The following is a 25,284-nucleotide window of genomic DNA, read 5'->3' as shown; positions in this document are numbered from 1 at the left end:
CCTCTGATCGGCTGATCTCAATCCGCTTGCTGCATGGTGGCCCACAGGCCCGCCTTGTGCAGCTTCTTCACGTCCGACTCCACCTTGTCCCGCTCGCCCGACGACACGATGGCCTTGCCCTCGTTGTGCACCGTGAGCATCAGCTCGTGGGCCTTCTTGCGGTCCATGCCGAAAAGCATCTGGAACACGTAGGTCACGTAGCTCATGGAATTGACCGGGTCATCCCACACGATGCACTGCCATGGCCGATTCGACTCGGTCACGGTCTCGGCGTCGATGACGCCCATCGGGGTGGCGGCTGGCATGGTCATGGGCCCAAGGATAACGACGAGCGCGATCCCGTGCACCGGGCCACCCCGCCCGCGCGCCGGACTAGACTCGTCCCCGTGACGAATCCGACGACCCCCCTCACCGAGTCGACCGCCCTGCTGACGGACAAGTACGAGCTGACCATGCTCCAGGCGTCGCTTCGCGACGGCACGGCGGACAGGCAATGCGCGTTCGAGGTCTTCGGGCGCCGCCTGCCCAACGAGCGCCGCTACGGCGTGGTCGCCGGCACCGCGCGCGTCCTCGACGCGATCCGCCGCTTCCGGTTCACGGAGGACCAGCTGGCCACGCTCGACTTCCTCGACGACGCGACGCTGGGCTACCTGCGCGAATTCCGCTTCACCGGCGACATCGACGGCTACCGCGAGGGCGAGCTGTACTTCCCCGCCTCCCCGATCCTCACCGTGCGCGGCACCTTCGCCGAGTGCGTGATCCTGGAGACGGTGATCCTGTCCATCCTCAACGCCGACTCCGCCATCGCCTCGGCCGCGGCGCGCATGGTCACCGCCGCCGGCGGCCGCCCGATCATCGAGATGGGCTCGCGCCGCACCCACGAGCACGCCGCCGTCACCGCCGCCCGCGCCTCCTACCTGGCCGGGTTCACGGCGACGTCGAACCTGGAGGCCGCCGCCCGCTACGCCATCCCGGCGTCGGGCACCGCCGCCCACTCGTGGACGCTGCTGCACACCAACGCCGACGGCACCCCGGACGAGGCCGGCGCCTTCCGCGCCCAGGTGGACACCCTCGGCCTGGACACCACGCTGCTGGTGGACACCTACGACATCACCGCCGGCGTGGCCACCGCCATCGAGGTCGCCGGCCCCGAGCTCGGCGCCGTGCGCATCGACTCCGGCGACCTGGGCGTGCTGGCCCGCCAGGTCCGCCAGCAGCTCGACGGCCTGGGCGCCCACAACACCCGCATCGTCGTCTCCTCCGACCTCGACGAATTCGCCATCGCCGCGCTGCGCGCCGAACCCGTCGACGTCTACGGCGTGGGCACGTCGGTGGTCACCGGCTCGGGGGCTCCCACGGCGGGGCTCGTGTACAAGCTGGTCGAGGTCGACGGCGTGCCCGTCGCAAAGCGGTCCCGCGACAAGAAGAGCCACGGCGGGGCCAAGGCGGCCATCCGCGCGTGCCGGCGTTCCGGCACGGCCGTGGAGGAAATCGCCTACCCGCTGGGCTCCGACGCCCCCGACACCGGCACGCTCGACGCCATCGACCTGACCATCCCCATGGTCCGCGGCGGCGAACTCGCCGACGGCCTGCCCACCCTCGAGGACAGCCGCGACCACCTGGCCCGCGCCCTGATCTCCCTGCCGTGGGAGGGCCTGGCGCTGTCGCGCGACGAGCCCGTCCTCCACGTGCGCTTCGCCGGTGTCTGAGCCGGTGTCTGAGGCGGTGGCCGACGGCGGTGAGGCGGAGCGGGAGGGCGCCGACCGCGTCGAGGAGCTGCTCGGCCACGCCGTCGCCGCGCTCGGCGGCAAGGAGCGCGCCGGGCAGGTGAAGATGGCACGCGCCGCCCACGAAGCGATGGAAAACGGCCGCCACCTGGCCGTCCAGGCGGGCACCGGCACGGGCAAGTCGCTGGCGTACCTGGTGCCCGCGATCGTGCGGGCGATGGCCGACGGCCGCGCGGTGATCGTGTCCACGGCGACGATCGCGCTGCAGCGCCAGCTCGTCGAGCGCGATCTGCCGCGCCTGGCCGACGCGCTGGAGCCGCACCTGGACCGGCGGCCGACGTTCGCCATCCTCAAGGGCCGCAACAATTACCTCTGCCAGAACAAGGTTGCCGAGGTGCCGCTGGACGAGGGCCCCGGCGCCGACATCGGCGACACCGGCGCGCTCATCGATCCCTCCGCCCTGTCGCGCACGGCCGCGCAGGTGCTCACGCTGCGCGAATGGGCCAACGAGACCGAGGACGGCGACCGCGACAGCCTCGACCGCGGCGTGTCCGACATGGCGTGGCGCCAGGTGTCGGTGACCTCCCGCGAGTGCGTCGGCGCGGCCAAGTGCCCGATGGGCGAGTCCTGTTTCGCCGAGGCCGCCAAGGCCCGCGCCGCCGACGTCGACGTCGTGGTGACCAACCATGCGCTGCTGGCCATCGACGCCATGTCGGACGGGCTGATCCTGCCGGAGCACGAGTACGTCATCGTCGACGAGGCCCACGAGCTCGACGGCCGCATCACCTCCGTGGCCACCGAGGAGCTCACCGCCACCGGCATCACCCTGACGGCCAAGCGCGCGAAGAAGGTCGGCGCCGCCGAGCAGGCGGGGGATCTGGAGGATGCGGCGGGCATGCTGCAGGAGGCCCTCGTGTCGCTTGGCGACGGCGGCGTCGGCCGCTGGGACGACATCCCCCCGGAAGCCGGCGTGCCGCTGACCGCCCTGCGCGATGCGCTGTGGAAGACGCAGACGGCGCTGGCCACGGGCCAGGAGGGCGACGCCACCGAGCGCCAGACCGTCCGCGCCGCGCTGGAGAACATGCACGACGCCGCAGTGCGGATGCTCGCGCTCGACGACGGCGACGTGGTGTGGATGACCGACCGCCGCGCACTGTGCGTGGCGCCGCTGACGGTGTCGGATCTGCTGCGCGACCGCCTGTTCAGTGAAAACACCGTGGTGCTGACGTCGGCGACGCTGGCGCTGGGCGGGCGTTTCGACGCCATGGCCGCCACGTGGGGCCTGCCGAAGGGCCAGTGGGACGGCATGGACGTGGGCACCCCGTTCGATCCCGCGAAGTCCGGCATCCTCTACGTCGCCCGCCATCTGCCCAAGCCCGGCCGCGATGGCACGGATCCGGCGATCATGGACGAGTTGGCGAAGCTCATCACCGCCGCCGGCGGTCGCACGCTGGGATTGTTTTCGTCGCGCCGGGGCGCGGAGGCGGCGGCCGAGGAGATGCGAAAGCGCGTGCCCTTCGACGTGCTGTGCCAGGGCGATGATGCGATCGGCAATCTGGTGGAGCAGTTCGCCAACTCGGAGAACTCCTGCCTGTTCGGCACCCTGACCCTGTGGCAGGGCGTGGACGTGCCGGGGCCGGCGCTGTCGCTGGTGGTCATCGACCGCATCCCGTTCCCCCGCCCCGATGACCCGCTGCTGTCGGCGCGGTCGGATGCGGCGAACCAGGCCGGGCGCTCGGGGTTCATGGAGGTCTCCGCCACCCATGCCGCGCTGCTCATGGCGCAGGGCGCGGGCCGCCTGCTGCGTTCGGTCGACGACCGGGGCGTCGTCGCCGTGCTCGATCCGCGGCTGGCCACCCAGCGCTACGGCTCGTGGATCGCCGCCTCCATGCCGCCGTTCTGGCGCACGACCGACGGCGCCGTGGCCCGCAAGGCACTGGAACGCTTGGTGGCGCAGAGATTCGGAAGCTAGGCGCTACAACCCCGCGCGGTCGGCGGCGCCGGCGGCGTAGGCGATGAGGCCGTCGACCATCTCGGCGGTCGGGGCGCCAGCGGGAGCGGCGTTGGCGGGCATGTCGCGGACGCGGCGGACCACGCCCTCGGCGATGATGGCCACCTTCCACAGGCCCAGCACACGCCAATACTCCAGCGCGGCGCGGTCGCGGCCGGTCGCCGCGAGGTAGCGGTCGGCGAGTTCGGGCCCGGTGGGAAACCCGTCTTCCAACGCGGCGGCGAACCCGGGCAGCACCAGCCCGTCGCGCTCGGGCCAATACGCCAGCAGCGTGCCCACGTCCGCGAGCGGATCGCCCAGGGTCGCCAGCTCCCAGTCCACGACGGCCTTGACCTCGCCGGTGCCCAGATCGCACATGACGTTGCCCAGGTGCAGGTCACCGTGGACCAGCACCGTCGCGTCCTGCTCCGGCACGCCGTCCCACAGCCGCTGGGTCAGGTCGTCGAGCGCCGCCGACTCGCGGGTCTTCGTCTTGTCCCACTGCCCCGACCAGCGGCGCAGCTGCCGCGGGGCGTACGGCTCGTGCGAGGACAGCCCGCCGAGCCCCACGTCGGAAAGGTCGACGGCGTGGATGGCGGCCATCGCATCGACGAGCCCCTCCCCGACCGCCCGGCGCGCCGCCACCGGCATCTCCTCGGCGATCGCCGGAGAGGTCACGGCCAGTCCGTCGACAAGCTCCATGGCCACCACGGGCACCTCCGCGACGTCGGGCTCCGACCGCACGCCGAGGATCGCGGGCACCGGCACCCCGGTGCCGGCCAGCGCCGCCATGATCCGCCCCTCCCGGGCGACGTCATGGGCCGACGACTGCAGCGCGCCCATCGGGGGCCGCCTGACGACGACCACGTGCCCCTCCGCATCCCGTGCCAGATAGGTCAGGTTCGACTGGCCGGCGCCCAACCGCTCCAGCCGCACGGGCCCGCGGGTGGCGCCGGGCAGGGATTCGAGCCACTGCGCCAGCCGCGCCTCGTCGAAGGGGGTGACGTCGCCGTCGTGTCCGGTTCGCGTGTTCATCGCTTCTCGCCTCTCTGTTCCTGCCCTCCACGGTATCGGCGCAATTCGCCGCGCGCGATGGTCATCAGGTGGACTTCGTCGGGGCCGTCGGCCAGCCGCAGCGCCCGCAGGCCGGCCCAGAAGTGCGCCAGCGGCACGTCGTCGGTGACGCCTTCGCCGCCGAAGACCTGGATCGCCTCGTCGACGATGCGCAACGCGGTGGCCGGAACGGCGACCTTGATCGCGGCGATCTCCTGGCGCGCGGCCTTGTTGCCGGCCTCGTCCATGAGCCACGCGGCCTTGAGGGTCAGCAACCGCGCCATCTCGATGTCGATGCGCGCCCGGGCGATGCGGTCGCGGACGTTGTCGCGGTCGGCCAGGCGCACCCCGAACGTCGTGCGCTCCATGGCCCGCCGGCACATCAGCTCCAGCGCCCGCTCGGCCATCCCGATCGCGCGCATGCAGTGATGGATCCGGCCCGGCCCCAACCGGTCCTGGGCGATGCGGAAGCCCTCTCCTTCACCGCGCAGGACGTCGGAGTCGGGGACGAACACGTCGTCGAAAAGCACCTCCGCGTGCCCCTCGCGGTCGTGGAACCCGAACACCGGCAGGTCCCGGACCACCGTCACGCCCGGCGCGTCCGCCGGGACGACGAGCATCGACTGCTGGCGGTGGGTCTCGGCATCCGGCGAGGTCTTGCCCATGACGATGAGCACCCGCAGGTTCGGGTGCATGCCGTTGGAGGTGAACCACTTGCGGCCGTTGAGGCGAAAACCCCCGTCGACGCGGTCCATGCGCATGGCCACGTTGGTCGCATCGGAGGAGGCCACGCCCGGCTCGGTCATGCAGAACGCCGACCGGATCTCGCCGGCCAGCAGCGGCTCGAGCCAGCGCTGACGGTGCTCCTCGGTGCCGTAGAGCTCCAGGACCTCCATGTTGCCGGTGTCCGGGGCATTGCAATTGCAGGCCTCGGGCGCGATGTGGGGGCTGCGGCCCATGATCTCGGCCAGCGGCGCGTATTCGGCGTTGGTCAGCCCGGGGCCGCGGCCGGGGTGCGGGTGGAAGAGGTTCCACAGGCCGCGGGCCTTCGCCTCGGCCTTGAGCTCCTCCATCGCCGCCGGGTGGTGGTGCGGGTCGCCGGCGGCGCGGACCTGCTCGGCGATGGTCGCCTCGGCCGGGTAGACGCACTCGTCCATGAAGGCCTCGAGGCGCTCCCGGTAGTGACGGGCGCGGTCGGTGTCGCGGAAATCCATGTGCGCCCCGCCCTACATCACCGGGGTGCCGACGAGCTGGCCGCCGTCGACCACCACGTCCGTCCCCGTCATCCACCTGGCGCCGTCGCCGGCGAGGAAGCAGATGACGTCGGCGACGTCGTCGGGCTCGCCGATGCGGCCCAGCGGGGTCATCGCGTTGACTGCCTTCTCGTGCTCGCGCCACAGGGCCTCGGCGAGCTTGGTGCGCACCACGCCCGGCGACACGGAATTGACCCGCACCGCCGGCGCGAGTTCGCGCGAGAGCTGCCTGGTCACGTGCAGCAGCGCCGCCTTCGACGCGTTGTACGCGCCGAGCCCGTCCTCCACGGTCCACGCGCCGATGGACGTCACGTTGACCACGGCCGCGCCGGGCCGCTCCCCCAGCCCGTGGGCGACGGCGGCGCGCACCCAGTTCATGGGCGCCAGGGCGTTGATGGCGAAGGTCTTCTCCAGCGCCGAGCGCTCCTGGTCCACGACCGGACCGTAGGCCGGGTTGGTGCCGGCGTTGTTGACCAGGATGTCCAGCCCGCCGAACTCCGAGCGAACGCGTGCGCAGGCCTCGTCGGCGGCCTCCGGTTCTCCCGCGTGGGCGCCGAGCCCGATGACGGTGCCGCCGGTGACGTCGGCCAGCTCGGCTGCGGCGGCCTCGGCCGCATCGGCCTTGCGCGAGGTGATGGCCACCTTCGCTCCGCCTTCGGCCAGCATCCGCGCGGTGGCGTTGCCGATTCCCCTCGTCCCGCCGGTGACCAGCGCGACCTTCCCCGCGAAATCGTGGGTGAGCATTGCCGTGTCCTTTCCTCCGCGCGCCCCGGGTGGGCGCCGTTGGGCCACAGCCTAGATTGAATCGTGATTCAAGTCACGCGCTTTCAGTCCCCGCCCCCATGCCCAGCGAGGCCCACCAGATCCGGTCGACGGTGGCGGCGATGCGCTCGAGGGAGGCGTCGTCGTCCGCGTACTCGCCGTCGACCCACGCCGCGTACGCCAGTCGCGAGACCATCGCCGACAGCGCCGCCGCCATCACCGGCACGTCGACGCCGGCGTCGATCTCGCCCGCCTCGCGCAGCGCCTCGAGCGCACGCGCATTGCGGGCCACGAATTCCCGGGCGCGCCGCACGCGCAGCTCGCGGAACCCCGGGTGGACCTGCGACACCTGCTCGAGCAGGGCCATGACCCGGGCGTTGCGACGATACGACTCCAGGTACGCGCGATTCGCCGCGGAAATCTGGGCGGCGGCGCCCACACCTTTATCCCCATCCCCACCAACACCGCCTCCGCCAACACTGCGCCGCGCATGGCGCATCTCCTCCTCCGCCCCGCGCAGCACGGCGGCGAGCAGGTCATCCCGATCCTTGAAGTACGTGTACAGCGTGCCCACCGAGCAGCCCGCCTCGTCGGCGACGTCCGTCAGTTTCGCGCCGGGATACCCGTCGCGGAGGAACACGGTCCGCGCGGCGGCGAGGATCGTCGCCCGCCTCTCATCGGCGTTCGGCATGGTCGCGCCACCTTCTTCCCGTTCGGCCCTGGTGCCTGAATCCTGATTCAGTTACCATCTCACGTCAAGTGCGAGTGTGATCCAGCGCACAGGAATCGACGAATCCCCCACGGAGGACACCATGCCCCTGAACAGCCCGCGGCCCGACGCCACCATCCCCGACGAGTCGATCTTCGACTACGTCTTCGGCGACATCACCCCCGACGTCGCCGACAAGGTCGCGTTCGTCGACTCCGGCGCGGCCACGACGTACTCGGAGCTGAAGTCCATGGTCGAGGCGTTCGCGGGCGCGCTGGCGCACCGGGGCATCGGCAAGGGCGACGTCGTCGCGCTGCACTGCCCGAACTCCACGACCTTCGCCGTCGCCTACCACGGCATCTTGCGCGCCAACGCCACGGTGACGACCGTTGCCACGCTGGCGACCGCGGAAGACGTCGCAAAGCAGCTCGAAGCCTCCGGCGCGACAATGATCCTGACCACCTCCGCGATCGGCTGGGCCGGCACCCACGGCGCGGAAAACGCCGGATTCTCCCCCGAGCAGGTCGTCGGCCTCACCGGCGTCCACGGCATCGCCGAGCTGCTCGCCGAGGGCCACGCCGCCCCCGAGCAGGACATCGACCCGGCCACCGACGTCGCGGTGATCCCGTTCTCCTCCGGCACCACCGGCGTGCCCAAGGGCGTCATGCTGTCGCACACGAATCTCATCGCCGACCTCGTGCAGGTCGCCGACGGCACCCCGGACATCCTCGGCGCCGACACCGTCGCCGTGACCCCGCTGCCGTTCTTCCACATCTACGGCATGAACGCGCTGCTCAACCTGCTGCTGCGCCTGCGCGCCACGCAGTACACCATGTCCAAGTTCGACCTCGGCGACTTCCTGGAGATCATCCAGGACCACAAGGCCAACTTCGCCTTCATCGCCCCGCCGATCGCCGTCGCGCTGGCCAAGCACCCGATCGTCGACCAGTACGACCTGTCGTCGATGCGGACCATGCTCTCCGGCGCGGCGTCGCTGAAGGAGGAGCTGGCGCAGCAGGTCGAGCAGCGCCTCGACCTGGACATGGTGCAGGGCTACGGCATGACGGAGATGTCGCCCGTCTCGCACCTGCGCGTCGGCGACGGATCCCCGCTCAATTCCATCGGCACCGCCGTGTGCAACACCGAGTTCAAGCTCGTCGACGTCGATTCGCCCGACTTCCCCGAGATCCCCGTCCCCGAGTCCGGCCATTCGGCCACCGGCGAGCTGTGGGTCCGCGGCCCCCAGGTCATGCTCGGCTACCTCAACAACGAGGAGGCGACGAACCAGACCATCGTCGACGGCGGCTGGCTGCGCACCGGCGACATGGCGGAGCTCGACGAGCACGGCAACACCTACATCGTCGACCGCCTCAAGGAGCTGATCAAGTACAAGGGCTACCAGGTCGCGCCCGCCGAGCTCGAGGCCGTCCTGCTCGGCCACCCGGACATCGCCGACGCCGCGTGCTCCGGCATCGTCGACCGCGAGGGCGAGGAGATCCCCAAGGCCTACGTCGTCCCCCAGCCCGATTCCGGCCTCACCGAGGACGACGTCATGGAGTACGTCGCCGAGCGCGTCGCGCCCTACAAGAAGGTCCGCGCCGTCGAGTTCCTCGAGGCCATCCCCAAGTCCGCCACCGGCAAGATCCTGCGCAAGGACCTCAAGGCCATGGAGGCCGCCCGAGGCTGATCAGTGCCCCGAAAAGCACCCCGAATAGCTCCCGCCCGTGACGGCCACCGTCGCGGCGCCGGGGGCTATTTCGGTGAAGCCGGCGTCGTGGACGACGACGTCCGGCGCCGCCGGCAACGCATCGCGCGGCACCTCCCGCACGCGCAGCGGGAACCCGTCGCAGGCCCACAGCCACGCCGCCTCCTTACCGAGCACCGCGGCGAGCAGCATCGAGCCGTGCCCGACCTGCGCCGCGGCCTTGCCCACGGTCATGCCCAGGTCCGCGTCGACCCAGATCGTGGGCACGCCATCGTCGATGGGTTCCGGCTGTTCGTCGGGGCCCGGCAGGTCCGTGCCGCCGATCTGGAGCTTTGCGACGGCCACGTCCTCCTCCCCCACCGGCCCCGGCACGAGCGCCCGGGCCGAGGCCCCGCCGATCGTCGACGTGACCCCCGGAAGGGCCTGGACCCGATCCCACTGGGCATTGCGGGCGCGGCGGGCGATCTTGCGGATCCGTGCGCCGTACCAGGCCCGCAAATCGCGCGAATAGTCCGGGTCCGCGTCCGAGCCCACGTACCCGGCGCGTTCGTCGAGGCAGCAGACGACCACGGCCGTCGCCGCCGCCTCGAGCAGCTCGGTGCGGACCGGCGGATCGGCCTTGGGGATGTGCAGGATGATCGGCATCGACCGCGGCACGTCCTCCCCCGGGTCGCCGCGCATCGGCTGCGGCAGCGCCGCATGCGCCTCGGCGAACCAGGCGGGAATGCCGGTCACTGTTCGAGGGGGACGCGGCGGAACGTGCCGTCCTCGCGGTCGGCGTGGTCGATCTCGTCGCGGGACACGCCCAGGATGAACAGCACCTCGTCGAGGAACGGCGTGTTCACCGAGGTGTCGGCGACCTCCTTCAGCGCCGGCTTGGCGTTGAACGCGATGCCCAGGCCGGCCACCGACAGCATGTCGATGTCGTTGGCGCCGTCGCCCACCGCGACGGTCTGGTGCATCTGCAGGCCGTGGTCCTCGGCGAAGCGCTTGAGGCTGCGCGCCTTCTCCTGGCGGTCGATGACGTCGCCGATCACGCGGCCCGTCAACGTGCCGTCGACGATCTCCAGCGTGTTCGCGCGGTAGAAGTCCAGCTCCAGTTCCTTCGCCAGCGGCTCGAGGATCTGGACGAAGCCGCCGGAGACCGCGCCGGCCTTGTAGCCGAGGCGCTTGAGGGTGCGGATGGTGGTGCGCGCGCCGGGGGTCAGCACGATCGACTCCGAGACCTCGCGCAGCACCGACTCCGGCAGACCCTCCAGGGCCTTGACGCGCTCGTGCAGGGACTCGGCGAAATCGAGCTCGCCGCGCATGGCGCGCTCGGTGACGGCCGCGACCTCCGCCTCCCGGCCGGCGTGGGCGGCGAGCATCTCGATGACTTCGCCGGTGATCAGCGTGGAGTCGACGTCGAAGCAGATGAGGCGCTTCGACCGGCGCTGGAGGCCGTCGCGCTCGATGGCGATGTCGATCTGCTGCGCCTGCGCCAGCTCGGCCAGCGCCTTGCGCACCGGAACGCCCGCGCCCGGCTTCGGGTCCGGCAGCGACACCTTCAGTTCCAGACCGGTGACCGGGTAGTCGGCGATGCCGCGGATGGTGTCGATGTTCGCGCCGTAGTCCGCCAGCGTCTGGCCGGTGCGCGCGATGTCCTCGGCGGTGAGCGGGTTGCCCAGCACCACGACGGCGTGCGACGACGCGTGGCGGGTGGACTCCACCCCGTCCACGGACACCTCGACCGTCATGCCGTGGCCCTTGAGGGTGCCCGCCAGGCCGTCGGCGAGCAATTCCAGCCGGGCCTCGTCGACGCCGACGAGGGCTCCGAGCGACAACCGCGAGCGGAACAGCGACTGCTCCACGTCGAGCAGCTGCGCGCCGTGGGCGGCCAGCACGCGGAAGAAGGAGGCGGAGACGCCGGGACGGTCCGGGCCGGTGGCGGTGACCACCGCGGGGACGAGCCCCTCCGGCAGGGTCACCGTCTCCAGCGAGGGCACGGCGGCTTCGGGGGCTGCGGGGACATCAACCTTGTTCTGCACGCCGCGATTATCCCACGCCCCCACCCGCACCTCGACTCCGGGGCCGGTGAAAGGGGGTTTTCGGGCACGACGAAGGCCCCCGCCGGGAGGAACCAGCGGGGGCCTTTCTTCGTTGCGCGTAGTCTAGTGCAGCTTCTTCACCTTAGAGCTGGCGGCCGACGTGGGCCTCGGAGCGCATGCGCTCGACCATGTGCGGGTAGTGCAGCTCGAACGCGGGGCGCTCGGAGCGGATGCGCGGCATGGAGGTGAAGTTGTGGCGCGGCGGCGGGCAGGAGGTGGCCCACTCGAGGGAGTTGCCGTAGCCCCACGGGTCGTCGACGGTGACGACCTCGCCGTAGCGCCAGGACTTGAAGATGTTCCAGATGAACGGCAGGACCGAGACGCCCAGGATGGCGGCGCCGACCGTGGAGATCATGTTCAGCGTGGTGAAGCCGTCCGACTCCAGGTAGTCCGCGTAGCGGCGCGGCATGCCCTCGTTGCCCAGCCAGTGCTGGACCAGGAAGGTCAGGTTGAAGCCGACGAAGGTCAGCCAGAAGTGGATGTGGCCCAGCTTCTCGTCCAGCATGCGGCCGGTCATCTTCGGGAACCAGAAGTAGACGCCCGAGTAGGAGGCGAACACCAGGGTGCCGAACAGCGTGTAGTGGAAGTGCGCCACCACGAAGTAGGTGTCCGAGATGTGGAAGTCCAGCGGCGGGGCGGCCAGCATGATGCCGGTCAGGCCACCGAAGAGGAAGGTGACGATGAAGCCCAGCGCGAAGGTCATCGGGGTCTCGAACGTCAGGTGGCCGCGCCACATGGTGCCCAGCCAGTTGAAGAACTTGACGCCGGTCGGGACCGAGATCAGGAACGTCATGAAGGAGAAGAACGGCAGCAGGACCGCGCCGGTGACGAACATGTGGTGCGCCCAGACGGCCATGGACAGGCCGGCGATGGACAGCGTGGCGAAGACCATGCCCGCGTAGCCGAACAGCGGCTTGCGCGAGAACACCGGGACGACCTCGGTGATGATGCCGACGAACGGCAGCAGCAGAACGTAGACCTCGGGGTGGCCGAAGAACCAGAACAGGTGCTGCCACAGGATGGCGCCACCGTTGGCCGGGTCGTAGATGTGGCCGCCCAGCTTGCGGTCGAACAGCACGCCGAGGGCGGCGGCGGTGAGGATCGGGAAGATCAGCAGGGCCAGGATCGAGGTCACCAGGATGTTCCAGGTGAAGATCGGCATGCGGAACATGGTCATGCCCGGTGCGCGCAGGCACAGGACCGTGGTGGTCATGTTGATGGCGGAGGCGATGGTGCCCACGCCGCCGACACCGACGCCGACGATCCACAGGTCAGAACCGACGCCCGGGGAGTGGATGGAGTCCGACAGCGGGGAGTACATGGTCCAGCCGAAGTCGGCTGCACCGCCCGGGGTCAGGAAGCCCGACAGCATCAGGATGCCGCCGATGGTGGTCAGCCAGAAGCCGAAGGCGTTCAGGCGCGGGAAGGCCACGTCCGGCGCGCCGATCTGCAGCGGCAGGATGTAGTTGGCGAAGCCCCAGACGATCGGGGTGCCGAACAGCAGCAGCATCACCGTGCCGTGCATGGTGAACAGCTGGTTGAACTGCTCGTTGGACAGGAACTGAAGGCCCGGCTGGAACAGCTCGGCGCGGATCAGCAGAGCCATGAGACCACCCACGAAGAAGAAGGTGAAGCTCATGATGATGTACATGATGCCCAGCCGCTTGTGGTCGGTCGTGGTCAGCATCTCCCACGCCCAGCTGCCCTTGCGGTCGTGCCCGAACGGCTCCGGCCGTTCCGCCGCGACCACTTCGTGGTCGGGGCGAGGCGCTACTGCAGTCATTCTTCCTCCTGACTACGCGATTCCCCGTGGAACTCACAGGGTCATCAAAGATTTGTTGCTGCCTAGATGTTAGAGGAGGTGGACACGTTTATGCGAGTCCACCTCGCGGTACCTGGCCGAGTCTAACCCCGACCTGTGAAAATGTTAAGGCACCCGATGGGGAGGGGGGTATCCGATTCCGGGCGGAGCGGGTGACGAAGTTGCTGAGAATTCCCTTAAGCAGCGCAGATGCGCCCCGAAGATGTGATTCCCGCCTCAAAATCCCTGGTCTCCCCCGCTCCTCCCCCGCTCCACCCCCGCCCGAAGTTCCCGCCGAAAGGGGCCGCCGACGCGACGATCCCGGCGCCCCAAGGGGAGCGCCGGGATCGTCGTCAAGCAAACTGGCTTAGAAGTCCCAGTCCTCGTCCTCGGTGCTCTCCGCCTTGCCCATCACGTAGGAGGAGCCGGCGCCGGAAAAGAAGTCGTGGTTCTCGTCCGCGTTCGGGCTCAGCGCCGACAGGATCGCCGGCGACACCTTGCACTCGTCGGCCGGGAAGATGCCCTCGTACCCGAGATTGTTCAGCGCCTTGTTGGCGTTGTAGCGCAGGAAGCGCTTGACGTCCTCGGTCCAGCCGAGCTCGTCGTACATGTCCTCGGTGTACTGGATCTCGTTGTCGTAGAGATCGAGCAGCAGATCGAAGGTGTAGTCCTTCAGCTCCTCGCGCTGCTCCTCCGACAGGCGCTCCAGGTTCTTCTGGTACTTGTACCCGATGTAGTAGCCGTGGACGGCCTCGTCGCGGATGATCAGGCGGATGATGTCCGCCGTGTTGGTCAGCTTCGCGTGCGACGACCAGTACATGGGCAGGTAGAAGCCCGAGTAGAAGAGGAAGGACTCCAGGATCACCGAGGCGACCTTCTTCTTCTGCGGATCATCGCCCTCGTAGTAGTCGAGGATGATCTTCGCCTTGCGCTGGAGGTGCTCGTTCTCCTCCGCCCAGCGGAACGCGTCGTTGATCTCCGGCGTCGACGCCAGCGTCTGGAAGATCGACGAGTACGACTTCGCGTGCACCGACTCCATGAACGCGATGTTCGTGTACACCGCCTCCTCGTGCGAGGTGAGCGCATCCGGCAGCAGCGACACGGCACCGACGGTGCCCTGGATCGTGTCCAGCATGGTCAGGCCGGTGAACACCCGCATGGTGGTGCGCTGCTCGAGCTCGTTGAGCGTGTTCCAGCTCTTGATGTCATTCGACAGCGGCACCTTCTCCGGCAGCCAGAAATTGCCGGTCAGCCGATCCCAGACCTCGGAGTCCTTGTCATCCGGGATGGTGTTCCAGTCGATGGCCGCCACCGGGCACTCGCGGGCCTCGGGGTGCTTCTCGCGGTGCGCGGGGGTCGAGGGCGGGCAATCGGAACGATTCACGGTCATGTGGATCCTCTCTTTCTCCAAGGCAGTCTAACCACGAACCATCCGCTTCGCCCAAAGACGAAGCAACCGGGGCGTGAACCCCGGTTGCGGCGAAAAATTCCTGGTCAGCGACGAAGCGCGGGCCCTAGGCCGGAACCTTTGCCCGGGCCGCCTCGCGCCGCGACAGGATGCCGTCGGCGACGAGGTAGATGACCAGGCCGACCACGACGAGCGCGGCGAGGATCCACAGCACGGTGGCGACCACGGCCTCGGCGTCGTTGGCCGCCGGCGACAGGCCCGACAGGAACGTCGGCCCGAGGTCGACGAGCTTGGCGGTGTAGGCGATGCCCACCGGCACGGCGATGTTGATGACGAGGTTGTAGAAGCCGATGGCCACGCCCGACTTCTCCGGCGGGATCTCCCCCACCGCCGTGGCCACCAGCGGCGCGTAGATGAGCGCGAAGCCGGAGGGGAACAGCAGCATGGAGATGACGATGATGGCCACGGACTGCCCGACGAACAGCGCCGGGATGATCAGCGCGGCGATGATGAGCGCCAGCGCCGCGATGATGGTGTTGCGCGACGACAGCACCTTGCCCACCTTGCCGGACAGTGCGCCGACGACGACGGCCAGCGCGTAGCCGGGCGCCAGGATGTAGGCGGCGCCGTCGATGTTGATGCCGTGGAGCTTGTCGGCCAGGTGCGGCAGCAGGATCGCCGAGTAGCCCAGCTGGACCGAGTAGACGACCAGCACGACGGCCAGGACGGTGACGTAGCGGCCGTTGGCGAAGAACGCGGAGGTGACCAGCGCGTCGTCGTGGGTGCGCACGTGCCAGGCGAAGACGGCGATGCCGGCGACGGTGACCACGGCCCACGGCCAGGCGAAGGCCTGCATGAACATCATGACGGCGGTGGCGACGACGGCGATGAGGAACAGGCCGAAGACGTCGAGGTGGCTGCGCACGCTGGCGGAGTCCGGCACCTTCTTCAGGATCACCGGGATCGCGGCGACCAGCAGCAGCGACACCAGGAACATCGCGGTCCACGACACGTAGGTGGCCATGATGCCCGACGTCAGGGTGCCGATGAGCAGCGCGCCCTGGAACGCCGAGGTGGAAAAGCCCAGGTACGTCTTCTGGTCGTCCTTGGACAGGTACTTGGTCACGTAAATGACGTACAGCGTCTCCGCCGCGGCGAGGCCGCAGGTCTGGACGATGCGGCCGACGAGCACCAGGCCCCACACGCCCTGGCCGAGGAATCCGATGGCCGAGCCGACGGCGATCATGGCGATGCCGGCGACGAGCAGCTTGCGCATGGAGATCGAGTCGGCCAGCGCGGCGTAGACCACCGCGCCGATGCCGATGACGATGCCGGCCAGCGTCGCCTGCAGGCTGGCGGTGGTCAGCGACAGCCCCAGGTCCTCGGCGATGGGCTTGGTCATGAACTTGAAGCCGTTGTCGATGACCAGGCAGAAGACGAAGGTGAACAGGATGATCGGGACGGCGGCCTTGGGGTTGGGCGCCGACAGCGGCTTGTCGGAGATCTTGACGGACTTCACGAGCTTCTCCCCCATGGCTAGATCGCCGCCAGCGGGAGCGCGAGCTCCATCATCGTGGTGAACGCGGTCTGGCGCTCCTCCGCGGTGGTCTGGCCGCCGGTGACGATGTTGTCGCTGACGGTGAAGATGCCCAGCGCCTCGACCCCGGCGCGCGCGGCGGTGGCGTAGAGGCCGGCGGACTCCATCTCGACGGCGAGCACTCCCATGCGCGCCCAGCGGTCGTTGGCCTCGGCGTTGTCGTTGTAGAAGATGTCGGAGGACAGGATGTTGCCCACGTGCGTCTTCACGCCCTGCTCGCGGGCGCGGTCGCGGACGTCCTCGAGCAGGCGGTACGACGCCGTCGGCGCGTAGGTGCCGGGGATGCCGTACTGGGACAGGAAGTTGGAGTCGGTCGACGCCGACTGGCCGATGACCACGTCGTACAGGTCGATGTCGGCCTGGAACGCGCCGCAGGAGCCCACCCGCACCAGCTTCTTCACGCCGAAGTCGTGGATGAGCTCGTGCGCGTACAGCGAGATCGACGGGATGCCCATGCCCGAGCCCATCACCGACACCGGGTTGCCCTGGTAGGTGCCGGTGAAGCCGAGCATGTTGCGCACGGAGTTGAACTGCACGACGTCGTCGAGGTACGTCTCGGCGATGAACTTCGCGCGCAGCGGGTCGCCGGGCAGCAGGATGGTCTCGGCGATGTCGACGCCGTTCGGGTTGATGTGCGGGGTGCTCTCGCGGGCCATGGGGTCTCCTTCGACTCGGGCTTCTTCGCTTGTCGACGGCCACCGTCTCCGTGTCCGCCGCATCGACCCCAGGCTACGCCCATCCAGAACAATCGTCAATACCCGCGTTTACATCTGTTCATCCGAGCCATTTTCCCAGGTGAAGGGCGACGACGGTGGCCGTCGCAAAGCACGAAATCCGAAGGGGCGGGCACCCGGAAACCCGGATGCCCGCCCCATTCGGAGCGCGATGGCCTACTACAGCATGCAGCTCACGCAACCCTGGACCTCGGTGCCCTCGAGGGCCACCTGGCGCAGGCGGATGTAGTAGATGGTCTTGATGCCCTTGCGCCACGCGTAGATCTGCGCGCGGTTGATGTCGCGCGTGGTGGCCGTGTCCTTGAAGAACAGCGTCAGCGACAGGCCCTGGTCCACGTGCTGGGTGGCCGCGGCGTAGGTGTCGATGATCTTCTCGTAGCCGACCTCGTACGCATCCTGGAAGTACTCCAGGTTGTCGTTGTCCATGTGCGGCGCCGGGTAGTAGACGCGGCCGATCTTGCCTTCCTTGCGGATCTCGATCTTCGACGCGATCGGGTGGATCGACGACGTCGAATTGTTGATGTACGAGATCGAGCCCGTCGGCGGCACCGCCTGCAGGTTGCGGTTGAACAGGCCGTGCTCCTGGATGGAGGCCTTGAGCTCGCGCCAGTCGTCCTGCGTCGGGATGGAGACCTTCGAGGCGTCGAAAAGCTCCTTGACCCGCTCGGTCGCCGGCACCCACTCGGCGTCGGTGTACTTGTCGAAGAACTCGCCCGTGGAGTACTTCGACTGCTCGAAGCCGCCGAACTTCACGCCGCGCTCCATGGCGATCTTGTTCGACGCCTTCAGGGCCTCGAACAGCACGCAGTAGAAGTAGATGTTGGTGAAGTCGATGCCCTCCTCGGACCCGTAGTGGATCCGCTCGCGGCCGAGGTAACCGTGCAGGTTCATCTGGCCCAGGCCGATGGCGTGCGACTTGTCGTTGCCCTTGCGGATCGACGGCACCGAATCGATGGACGTCTGCTCCGACACGGCGGTCAGGCCGCGGATGGCGGTCTCGATGGTCGCCGAGAAGTCCGGCGAATCCATGGCCATGGCAATGTTCATCGAGCCCAGGTTGCAGGAGATGTCCTCGCCGGTCTCGTCGTAGGACAGGTCCTCGTGGTACGTCGACGGGGTGGACACCTGCAGGATCTCGGAGCACAGGTTCGAGTGGGTGATGCGGCCCTCGATGGGGTTCGCGTCGTTGACCGTGTCCTCGAACATGATGTACGGGTAGCCGGACTCGAACTGGATCTCCGCCAGCGTCTGGAAGAACGCGCGGGCGTTGAGCTTGGTCTTGGAGATCCGCGGGTCCTCGACCATGTCGTCGTAATTGTCCGAGATGTTCACGTCGGCGAACGCCTTGCCGTAGACGCGCTCGACGTCGTACGGGCTGAACAGGTACATGTCGTCGTTGCGCTTGGCCAGCTCGAAGGTGATGTCCGGGATGACCACGCCCAGCGACAGGGACTTGATGCGGATCTTCTCGTCGGCGTTCTCGCGCTTGGTGTCCAGGAAGCGCATGATGTCCGGGTGGTGCGCGTGCAGGTACACCGCGCCCGCGCCCTGGCGGGCACCGAGCTGGTTGGCGTAGGAGAAGGAGTCCTCCAGCAGCTTCATCACGGGGATGACGCCGGACGACTGGTTCTCGATGTGCTTGATCGGGGCGCCCTGCTCGCGCAGGTTGCTCAGCAGCAGCGCCACGCCGCCGCCGCGCTTGGACAGCTGCAGCGAGGAGTTGATGGCGCGGCCGATGGACTCCATGTTGTCCTCGATGCGCAGCAGGAAGCAGCTCACCGGCTCGCCGCGCTGGGCCTTGCCGGAGTTGAGGAACGTCGGCGTCGCCGGCTGGAAGCGGCCGGAGATGATCTCGTCGACGAGGTGGCCCGCCAGGTCGAGGTCGCCGTCGGCCAGGGTCAGGGCGACCATGCACACGCGGTCCTCGTAGCGCTCGAGGTAGCGCTTCCCGTCGAAGGTCTTCAGGGTGTACGAGGTGTAGTACTTGTACGCGCCCAGGAACGACTGAAAGCGGAACTTGTGTGCGTAGGCGCGCTTGAACAGCGCCTTGACGTCCTCGAACTCGTACTTGTCCAGCACGATCGGGTCGTAGTACTTGTTCTCGACCAGGTAGTCCAGCTTCTCCTTGAGGTTGTGGAAGAAGACGGTGTTCTGGTTGACGTGCTGCAGGAAGTACTGCCGCGCGGCTTCGCGATCCTTGTCGAACTGGATCTTGCCGTCGTCGTCGTACAGGTTCAGCAGCGCGTTGAGCGCGTGGTAGTCCAGCTCGTCCTTGCCGATCGGCTCCGCAACGGTCTTCCCCATGTCAGCCACTTGTCTGCTCCCTCTTCTTTGCCCGGGTTCGCGCCGGCTCGGTTGTCTGCTTTACGACGACCACGTGGTCGCCGCCCCTTGTTTTTCTTGTCGGCCGCGCCGGTCCCTCTCCTCTATATAAGAGGAGCGCCGCACGCGCATGGTCCGGCGTCGGTCAGGAGGCCGCGCGATGCTGGAAAAAGTCCGCCAGCCCGGATCGTACGGTCGCCACGTCCTCGTCGTTGCCCATCAGCTCGAACCGGTAGACGTAGGGCACCTTGCATTTCTTGGCCACCACCTCGCCGGCCAGGCCGTAGTCGATGCCGAAGTTGGTGTTGCCGGCCGAGATCACGCCCCTGATCAGCGAGCGGTTGTGCTCGTTGTTCAGGAACCGGATCACCTGCGGCGGCACCGGCCGGGATTTGTCCCCCGTGATGGACGACCCTCCCCCGTAGGTGGGGACGATCAGCACGTAGGGCTCGTCGACCAGCAGCTCCGGCTCGGTGCGGTGGATGGGGATCCTCGCGTTCGGGATCCCCAGCTTCTGCACGAACTTGTGGGTGTTGCCGGTGGCGGACGAGAAATAGACGACGAACAATGGCTTTCGCCACCCTTCAACGAAAGGCCGTGGGCTTTCCGAAATCGATCGTCGGAAAATCCACGGCCGGGAGGTTGGCCCGCGGTGTTACGCGGCCAGGAGGGCCTTGATGCGGTCGGGGCGGAACCCCGACCAGGTTTCGGACCCGGTGTCCACGACCGGGGCCTGAAGGTGGCCCAGCGCCATGACGTAGTCGCGGGCGCCGTCGTCGAGGGTGATGTCCACGACGTCGTAGGAGATGCCGGCCTTGTCCAGGGCTCGGGTGGTGGCGCGGCACTGCACGCAGGCGGGCTTGCTGTAGACGGTGACCATGTCTCGCACGTTCCTTCAGATCAGTCGGTTCGAGGATTCACGGCCGGCGAGCCCAATCGGTTTCTCCGGCCGGCGCCCTGTGCGGCGCAACACCAGAAACACTACACTTGGGGTCAATAAAAGGCCAGCGCTACTACATGTAGTAGTTACAAGTCGGGTATTCCCAGGATGGGGTTTTGCCCGGCACTACATGTGGGGCGCTGCGGCCTCACAACCTTGTGATTTAGTGGCCGCATCCCCGAAAATCCCGGCAAATCGTCAAAATTCGCAGAAAAGCACCAATCGGCGAACGCCCGAAACCACTATCGGACAACGTCGGGACCCGGGGAAAAAGAAACCGCGCCGCATGGATCCGTGGATCCATGCGGCGCGGCGGGAAGCTCGTCGCTCTTAACCCTGGCGGGCCTTGAAGCGCGGCTCCTTCTTGTTGATCACGTAGACCTTGCCACGGCGGCGCACGACCTGGGCGCCCGGCTTGTTCTTCAGCGACCGAAGGGACTTGCGGACCTTCATTCGGGCGCTCCTTTCTTCTCGGCTCCTGTGGGCGGTGGCGGGCCGCGCCACGCCTGCGAAAACGCGGCGGACAATGCGACAACCCGGTGGCGCCGACCTGCGGCGCCACGACACGAACGGCCATGTTACCCAACGGCCGCCGCAACCACAAAAAGCCCTCTACCGGGCGGCGCCGGCGCGCAGTTCGGCGCTGACCTCGGACAGGGAGCGGCCGGTGGTTTCCGGGACCATCTTCCACGTGAACGCCAGGGCCATCGCGCCGGTGACGGCGAAGAAGAGGAAGGACCACGACCCTCCCCACGCGTCGACCATGGGCAGGAAGGACTGCGCGACGAACCAGTTGGCCGCCCACAGCGCCAGGCCGGCCAGGCCCATGCCGGCGCCGCGGACCTCCGCCGGCACGATCTCGGAGATGAGCAGCCACGTGGCCACCGACACCGCCGCCTGCTGGAAGGCGATGAACACGGCCATCAGGCCCAGAGACGCCATGGCACCGGTCTGCGAATCCGACGCCAGGCCGTAGACCGGGGCGAGCACGGCCAGCGACGCCGCGCAGCCGGACAGGCCGATGATGAGCATCTTCCGGCGGCCGACCCGGTCGATGATGGCCATGCCCGCCGCGCAGGCGATGACCGACACCGTGCCGATGAGAATGGAGGTGTACACCGAGTTCTCCGCCGACAGGCCGACCTTGTTCATCATCGTCGGGGCGAAGTACATGATGGCGTTCGCGCCGGTGACCTGCTGGGTGACGCCGATGAGCATGGCGATGATCACCGTCCGCCGGATCCACGGCACCTTCAGCGCCGCGCGTTCGGCCGCGCGCTGGTCCTCGCTCATGGACCCCTCGGCGATCTCGACGTCGGAAAGCTCCGCCTGCGGCCCGTGCATGTCCCGCAGCACCTTCAGCGCCCGGTCGCGGCGGTTGCGGCGCAGCAGGTACGCGGGGGTGTCGGGCAACAGCAGCATGCCGACGAGCAGCACGACCGCCGGCACCGCGCCCAGGCCCAGCATCAGGCGCCACGAGCCGGACTCGGCCAGCGCGGAGTTGGTCAGGAACGCGATGAGCTGGCCGATGACGATCATCAGCGAGTTGAGGCTGACCAGGCGGCCGCGGATGTGCGGCGGCGACATCTCGGAGATGTACATGGGCACGACGATGGACACGCCGCCGATGCACACGCCCAGCAGCGTGCGCGCCGCGCCGAGCTCGAAGGCCGAGCCCGCGACCGCGCACCACAGGCTGCCGGCGATGAAGCCGACCGCGCCGATGAGCACGGTGGCCCGGCGGCCGATGGCGTCGGCGACGCGGCCGCCCGTGAAGGCGCCGATCGCGGCGCCGACCAGCAGCATCGCCGTGACGGTCGATTCCTGCGCGGCGGTGAGCTCGAAGGAGCGCTGGATGTAGAGGAGGGCCCCGGAGATCACGCCGGTGTCGTATCCGAACAGCAGGCCGCCGAGGGCGGCGATGACGGCGACTGCGATGGCGCGGCCGGAGCCGTGGGTGGTTTGCGCGGTGTTCACGGGGGCAATCATGCCACCGTCACATCGCCGAAACGTCGCCGACGTACCCTGGGGCCCATGAGCACCCCGAAGGACGGCCTCCGCGAACGCATCATCGGCGAGCTGAACGTGTCCCCGGACATCGATCCCGCCGCGGAGATCGAGGCCCGCGTGACCTTCCTGTCCGACTACCTCGCCGCCACCGGCGCCCGCGGCTTCGTGCTGGGCATTTCCGGCGGCCAGGACTCGACGCTGGCGGGCAAGCTGGCGCAGATGGCCGTGGAGCGGGTGCGCGCCGACGCCGGCGGCACCACTCCCGATCACCTCGCGGACCCGGTGTTCATCGCGGTGCGCCTGCCCCACGGCGTCCAGGCCGACGAGGACGACGCCCAGACCGCGCTGCGGTTCATCGACCCCGACGAGTCGGTGGTGGTCAACATCGAGCCCGCGACCGATGCGGTCGACGAGGCGGTGTCCGAAGCCCTGAAGATCCGGGGCCTGGGCGACTTCAACAAGGGCAACGTCAAGGCCCGCCAGCGCATGATCGCCCAGTACGCCATCGCCGGCGAGCGGGGGCTGCTGGTGGTGGGCACGGACCACGCGGCGGAGGCGGTGACGGGGTTCTTCACCAAGCACGGCGACGGCGGCGTCGACCTGATCCCCCTCGAGGGCCTGACCAAGGGGCAGGGCGCGCGCCTGCTCGAGCACCTGGGCGCCCCGTCGTCGACGTGGACGAAGGTCCCCACCGCGGATCTGGAGGAGGACCGCCCCTCGCTTCCCGACGAGGTCGCCCTGGGCGTCACCTACTCGGCCATCGACTCCTACCTGGAGGGCCGCGAGGTCTCGGACGCCGACGCGGAGCGCATCGAGCACCTGTGGCGGATCAGCCGCCACAAGAGGGCCACTCCCCCGGGGCCCTCGCAGGACTGGTGGCGCAGCTAGCTCTCCGGGGCGAAGGCGTCCGCGCCGGCCAGCCACACGGGATCGGCGGTGTGGCCGGAGTCCTGCACCAGCTCCGCGGTGACCAGGCCATGGGCGAAGGCCCACAGCGCCAGGCCGCGCGCTTCGTCGCCGCCGGTGACGCGGGTGAACGGCTCGCGGATCCACCGGTCCAGATCGGTGGGCTCGACCATGTTCACCACGCGGGTGCGGCTGATCAGCCGGTAGCCGTGTGGGTCGGCGGCCGCCGCCCGCCGGTACACCTGCAGCAGCGCCCGCGGGCACGGGTCGTCTTCCACGGCGGCATGCAGTGCCCCGCCGAGGTTGCGCAGGGTTTCGTCGAGAAGCAGCCGGTACAGCTCGTCCTTGCCGGTGATGTGCTTGTACAGCGACGGCGCCTTCACGTTGAGCCGGGCGGCCAGCCGCCTCATGCTGACGTTGCGCCACCCGGACTCGCGCAGCATCGCCCGCGCCTCGTCCAGGATGTGCTGGACGCGCGGCGAATGCTGGCCGGGCGCGGCGATGGTGTGCTCATGCTCGCGTGCCTCTGACATGGGAGCATCAACCTCCGGAATGTTTATGATGCTGGTCACAATCCGGAGGGTAGCGCCGTTGGCGCGGGGGCGGGCGGCTTTGCCGGAAAAGGCTAGTAGCGCTCCGGCTCGTCGCCGAGGTGGAACTTGCGGCCGGAGATGTCGCCCGGGGTGACCACGACGTAGTTGTACTTCAGCGTCGGCAGCCACGGCTTCAGCGGCAGCTCGTCGGCCTTGGCGATCTCGTCGTTGGACTTCAGCGCGCGGGCGGTGCCCTTGACGATGACCGACCACGCCTCCTCCGCCGCCGAGTCCACGTTGTCGGCCTCGAACAGCACGTCGTCGTTGAGGGTGAGGCTGAACAGCTTCGACCCCTCCGCGGTGCGGAAGTAGATCGCGCCTTCGTGGACGACGTAGTTGAGCGGGAACAGATCCATGTCGTCCTTGCGGCGCACGACCAGCCGGCCGAAGGTCTTGGTCGACAGCAGTTCGAGGGATTCCTCGTCGGACAGCTTCCGGATCACGTCATTGTTTTCGGTCATGGCGTCCATTGTTCCACCGCGCGGAATTTCACGCAGGCCCGCCCCCCGCACCACCTGCGCCGATCGTGCTTGACGACGCGACTGCGCAGGTGACGGGCCCGCCCGTGGCGAACGGCGTTAGGGGGTGGCCGCAAAAAAGCGGGGCCGCACCCGGTTTCCCAGGTGCGGCCCCGCCGTCGGAGTGGAGCTAAGGGGACTCGAACCCCTGACCCCCACACTGCCAGTGTGGTGCGCTACCAGCTGCGCCATAGCCCCGTATCAAATTATGTTTCCGCGATCTCTCGCGGCCACGGGAAAGCGGCGAACCGTTTTCCAGTGGAGCTAAGGGGACTCGAACCCCTGACCCCCACACTGCCAGTGTGGTGCGCTACCAGCTGCGCCATAGCCCCGTATTCATTCCTCGGCGGGCACCTCCCGGCACCCGTTTCGGACTCCCTGTAAATTACACGGCCACCCGGGGATTACCCAAATCCCCAGGTGGCCGGATGACCGCGGGCCTAGGAGCGGCCGGCGTCGAGGGCGGCCTTGACCCAGTCGCCCAGGGTGCCGTTCTCCTTCGGGGTGACGTCGTTGCCGTCGACGATGACGTGCGGCGAGGAGACGCCGCCGATGTAGCCGTTGAGCTTCTCGCCGTTGGCTTTGCCGATCTTGTCGGCGGCGTCGACGTCCAGGCCATTGCGGACGTCCTCGACGACGTCGGACGGCGCGTCCATGGCCTCGAGGCGCTCGGCGAAGTCCTCGTCCTCCCAGCGCGAGGCGGCCTGGATGTCCTCCATCATCAGGGTGTGGAAGTTCCAGAACAGGCGCGCGTCGCCGGACTCCGCGATGCGGTGCATGACGGCGATGGACTTGGTCGAGTGCGCCGGGCCGCTGCGGTCCAGGAAGTTCAGCGAGTGGTACTCGACGACGAGCTCGCCGTCGTTGAGCGCCTTCAGCTGGTCGCCGTGGCCGCCCTGGGCCATCTCGGCGCAGAAGCGGCAGGAGTAGTCCTCGAAGACCTCGGCGACGACGGCGTCGTCGGCGGCGTCATCGGAGGCGAGTCGGACGACGTTGCCGTCGGCCTGGACCGAGAAGGACACGTCCTCGTCCGGCAGGCCCTCGATCGGCTGGTTGCGCCCCATGTACAGGACGACGCCGATGACCACGGCGACGATGGCGATGAGGGCGATGATGCCGACGACGAAGCCGGAGCCCTTCTGGTTCGGGTTTTTGATCTTGGTGCTCAC

The 25,284-nt window shown here is 68.6% G+C and carries 23 protein-coding genes and 2 tRNA genes; 4 read left to right on the top strand and 21 right to left on the bottom strand.

Translation table 11 applies throughout. The features are described 5' to 3' along the window. Nucleotides 1-17 precede the first annotated feature (17 nt). Complete coding sequence (clpS, locus tag ACFWGD_RS05750) at nucleotides 18-311, bottom strand: ATP-dependent Clp protease adapter ClpS (protein ID WP_377777639.1); 294 nt, start codon at nucleotides 309-311, stop codon at nucleotides 18-20. A gap of 75 nt (nucleotides 312-386) precedes the next feature. Between clpS and ACFWGD_RS05745 the strand changes: the two genes are divergently transcribed. Both ACFWGD_RS05745 and ACFWGD_RS05740 read left to right on the top strand, forming a co-directional pair. Beyond that, nucleotides 387-1,709, top strand: coding sequence for a nicotinate phosphoribosyltransferase (locus ACFWGD_RS05745; RefSeq protein WP_377777638.1), 1,323 nt, complete (start codon nucleotides 387-389; stop codon nucleotides 1,707-1,709). Nucleotides 1,710-1,713: 4 nt separating this feature from the next. Continuing rightward, entirely contained in the window at nucleotides 1,714-3,699 is a 1,986-nt protein-coding gene (locus ACFWGD_RS05740; RefSeq protein WP_377777757.1) for an ATP-dependent DNA helicase, read from the top strand. A gap of 3 nt (nucleotides 3,700-3,702) precedes the next feature. Here the strand turns inward: ACFWGD_RS05740 and ACFWGD_RS05735 are convergent, their stop codons facing one another. From ACFWGD_RS05735 to ACFWGD_RS05720, 4 genes are all read right to left on the bottom strand, one after another. Continuing rightward, the gene (locus ACFWGD_RS05735) at nucleotides 3,703-4,752 is read right to left on the bottom strand and encodes a phosphotransferase family protein (RefSeq protein WP_377777637.1); all 1,050 of its coding nucleotides are present in this window, start codon (nucleotides 4,750-4,752) and stop codon (nucleotides 3,703-3,705) included. Then, complete coding sequence (locus ACFWGD_RS05730) at nucleotides 4,749-5,984, bottom strand: acyl-CoA dehydrogenase family protein (RefSeq protein WP_377777635.1); 1,236 nt, start codon at nucleotides 5,982-5,984, stop codon at nucleotides 4,749-4,751. The genes ACFWGD_RS05735 and ACFWGD_RS05730 overlap by 4 nt, the downstream gene beginning before the upstream one ends. A gap of 12 nt (nucleotides 5,985-5,996) precedes the next feature. After that, complete coding sequence (locus ACFWGD_RS05725; RefSeq protein ID WP_377777634.1) at nucleotides 5,997-6,767, bottom strand: SDR family oxidoreductase; 771 nt, start codon at nucleotides 6,765-6,767, stop codon at nucleotides 5,997-5,999. A gap of 73 nt (nucleotides 6,768-6,840) precedes the next feature. After that, a complete protein-coding gene (locus ACFWGD_RS05720; RefSeq protein WP_377777632.1) occupies nucleotides 6,841-7,476 on the bottom strand; it encodes a TetR/AcrR family transcriptional regulator in 636 nt (211 codons plus the stop codon). Between the two features lie 121 nt (nucleotides 7,477-7,597). On the opposite strand from ACFWGD_RS05720, the gene ACFWGD_RS05715 reads away from it, so the two are divergent. After that, nucleotides 7,598-9,181 (top strand): AMP-binding protein, encoded by a 1,584-nt coding sequence (locus tag ACFWGD_RS05715; RefSeq protein ID WP_377777631.1) that lies wholly within the window; start codon nucleotides 7,598-7,600, stop codon nucleotides 9,179-9,181. Here the strand turns inward: ACFWGD_RS05715 and ACFWGD_RS05710 are convergent, their stop codons facing one another. The 11 genes from ACFWGD_RS05710 to ACFWGD_RS05660 form a co-directional block, all read right to left on the bottom strand. Further along, a complete protein-coding gene (locus ACFWGD_RS05710; RefSeq protein ID WP_377777756.1) occupies nucleotides 9,182-9,880 on the bottom strand; it encodes a peptidyl-tRNA hydrolase in 699 nt (232 codons plus the stop codon). A 50-nt stretch (nucleotides 9,881-9,930) separates the two neighbouring features. Next, nucleotides 9,931-11,226 carry a phosphoserine phosphatase SerB gene (serB, locus tag ACFWGD_RS05705; protein ID WP_377777630.1) on the bottom strand — a complete coding sequence of 432 codons (1,296 nt, stop codon included), beginning with the start codon at nucleotides 11,224-11,226 and terminating at the stop codon, nucleotides 9,931-9,933. A gap of 142 nt (nucleotides 11,227-11,368) precedes the next feature. Beyond that, nucleotides 11,369-13,069, bottom strand: a complete 1,701-nt coding sequence (gene ctaD, locus ACFWGD_RS05700) for a cytochrome c oxidase subunit I (RefSeq protein WP_377777629.1) — start codon at nucleotides 13,067-13,069, stop codon at nucleotides 11,369-11,371. Nucleotides 13,070-13,454: 385 nt separating this feature from the next. Continuing rightward, nucleotides 13,455-14,477, bottom strand: coding sequence for a class 1b ribonucleoside-diphosphate reductase subunit beta (nrdF, locus tag ACFWGD_RS05695; protein WP_377777628.1), 1,023 nt, complete (start codon nucleotides 14,475-14,477; stop codon nucleotides 13,455-13,457). 124 nt (nucleotides 14,478-14,601) lie between these two features. Beyond that, nucleotides 14,602-15,984, bottom strand: coding sequence for an MFS transporter (locus ACFWGD_RS05690; protein WP_377777755.1), 1,383 nt, complete (start codon nucleotides 15,982-15,984; stop codon nucleotides 14,602-14,604). Between the two features lie 47 nt (nucleotides 15,985-16,031). Continuing rightward, nucleotides 16,032-16,748, bottom strand: a complete 717-nt coding sequence (deoD, locus tag ACFWGD_RS05685) for a purine-nucleoside phosphorylase (RefSeq protein WP_377777627.1) — start codon at nucleotides 16,746-16,748, stop codon at nucleotides 16,032-16,034. A gap of 237 nt (nucleotides 16,749-16,985) precedes the next feature. Continuing rightward, nucleotides 16,986-19,130, bottom strand: a complete 2,145-nt coding sequence (gene nrdE / locus ACFWGD_RS05680; RefSeq protein ID WP_377777626.1) for a class 1b ribonucleoside-diphosphate reductase subunit alpha — start codon at nucleotides 19,128-19,130, stop codon at nucleotides 16,986-16,988. Nucleotides 19,131-19,293: 163 nt separating this feature from the next. Next, nucleotides 19,294-19,716, bottom strand: a complete 423-nt coding sequence (gene nrdI, locus ACFWGD_RS05675; protein ID WP_377777625.1) for a class Ib ribonucleoside-diphosphate reductase assembly flavoprotein NrdI — start codon at nucleotides 19,714-19,716, stop codon at nucleotides 19,294-19,296. A gap of 87 nt (nucleotides 19,717-19,803) precedes the next feature. Beyond that, entirely contained in the window at nucleotides 19,804-20,028 is a 225-nt protein-coding gene (gene nrdH / locus ACFWGD_RS05670; RefSeq protein ID WP_377777624.1) for a glutaredoxin-like protein NrdH, read from the bottom strand. A 390-nt stretch (nucleotides 20,029-20,418) separates the two neighbouring features. After that, the gene (ykgO, locus tag ACFWGD_RS05665; RefSeq protein ID WP_005511141.1) at nucleotides 20,419-20,541 is read right to left on the bottom strand and encodes a type B 50S ribosomal protein L36; all 123 of its coding nucleotides are present in this window, start codon (nucleotides 20,539-20,541) and stop codon (nucleotides 20,419-20,421) included. 159 nt (nucleotides 20,542-20,700) lie between these two features. Then, a complete protein-coding gene (locus tag ACFWGD_RS05660; protein WP_377777623.1) occupies nucleotides 20,701-22,077 on the bottom strand; it encodes a sugar porter family MFS transporter in 1,377 nt (458 codons plus the stop codon). Between the two features lie 45 nt (nucleotides 22,078-22,122). On the opposite strand from ACFWGD_RS05660, the gene nadE reads away from it, so the two are divergent. Beyond that, nucleotides 22,123-22,986, top strand: a complete 864-nt coding sequence (gene nadE, locus ACFWGD_RS05655) for an ammonia-dependent NAD(+) synthetase (protein ID WP_377777622.1) — start codon at nucleotides 22,123-22,125, stop codon at nucleotides 22,984-22,986. Here nadE and ACFWGD_RS05650 read toward each other — a convergent pair. The 5 genes from ACFWGD_RS05650 to ACFWGD_RS05630 form a co-directional block, all read right to left on the bottom strand. Continuing rightward, nucleotides 22,983-23,537, bottom strand: a complete 555-nt coding sequence (locus ACFWGD_RS05650) for a TetR/AcrR family transcriptional regulator (RefSeq protein ID WP_377777621.1) — start codon at nucleotides 23,535-23,537, stop codon at nucleotides 22,983-22,985. The genes nadE and ACFWGD_RS05650 overlap by 4 nt on opposite strands. Nucleotides 23,538-23,629: 92 nt before the next feature. Beyond that, a complete protein-coding gene (locus ACFWGD_RS05645; RefSeq protein WP_377777619.1) occupies nucleotides 23,630-24,058 on the bottom strand; it encodes a pyridoxamine 5'-phosphate oxidase family protein in 429 nt (142 codons plus the stop codon). 182 nt (nucleotides 24,059-24,240) lie between these two features. Beyond that, nucleotides 24,241-24,313 (bottom strand) — tRNA-Ala (locus ACFWGD_RS05640). A 61-nt stretch (nucleotides 24,314-24,374) separates the two neighbouring features. Continuing rightward, nucleotides 24,375-24,447, bottom strand: a tRNA-Ala gene (locus ACFWGD_RS05635). Nucleotides 24,448-24,555: 108 nt separating this feature from the next. Beyond that, nucleotides 24,556-25,284 carry a DsbA family protein gene (locus tag ACFWGD_RS05630; RefSeq protein ID WP_377777618.1) on the bottom strand — a complete coding sequence of 243 codons (729 nt, stop codon included), beginning with the start codon at nucleotides 25,282-25,284 and terminating at the stop codon, nucleotides 24,556-24,558.

This window comes from Corynebacterium sp. NPDC060344, from assembly GCF_042725215.1.
GTDB lineage: Bacteria > Actinomycetota > Actinomycetes > Mycobacteriales > Mycobacteriaceae > Corynebacterium.
This window is presented reverse-complemented; position numbering and strand designations above follow the sequence as displayed.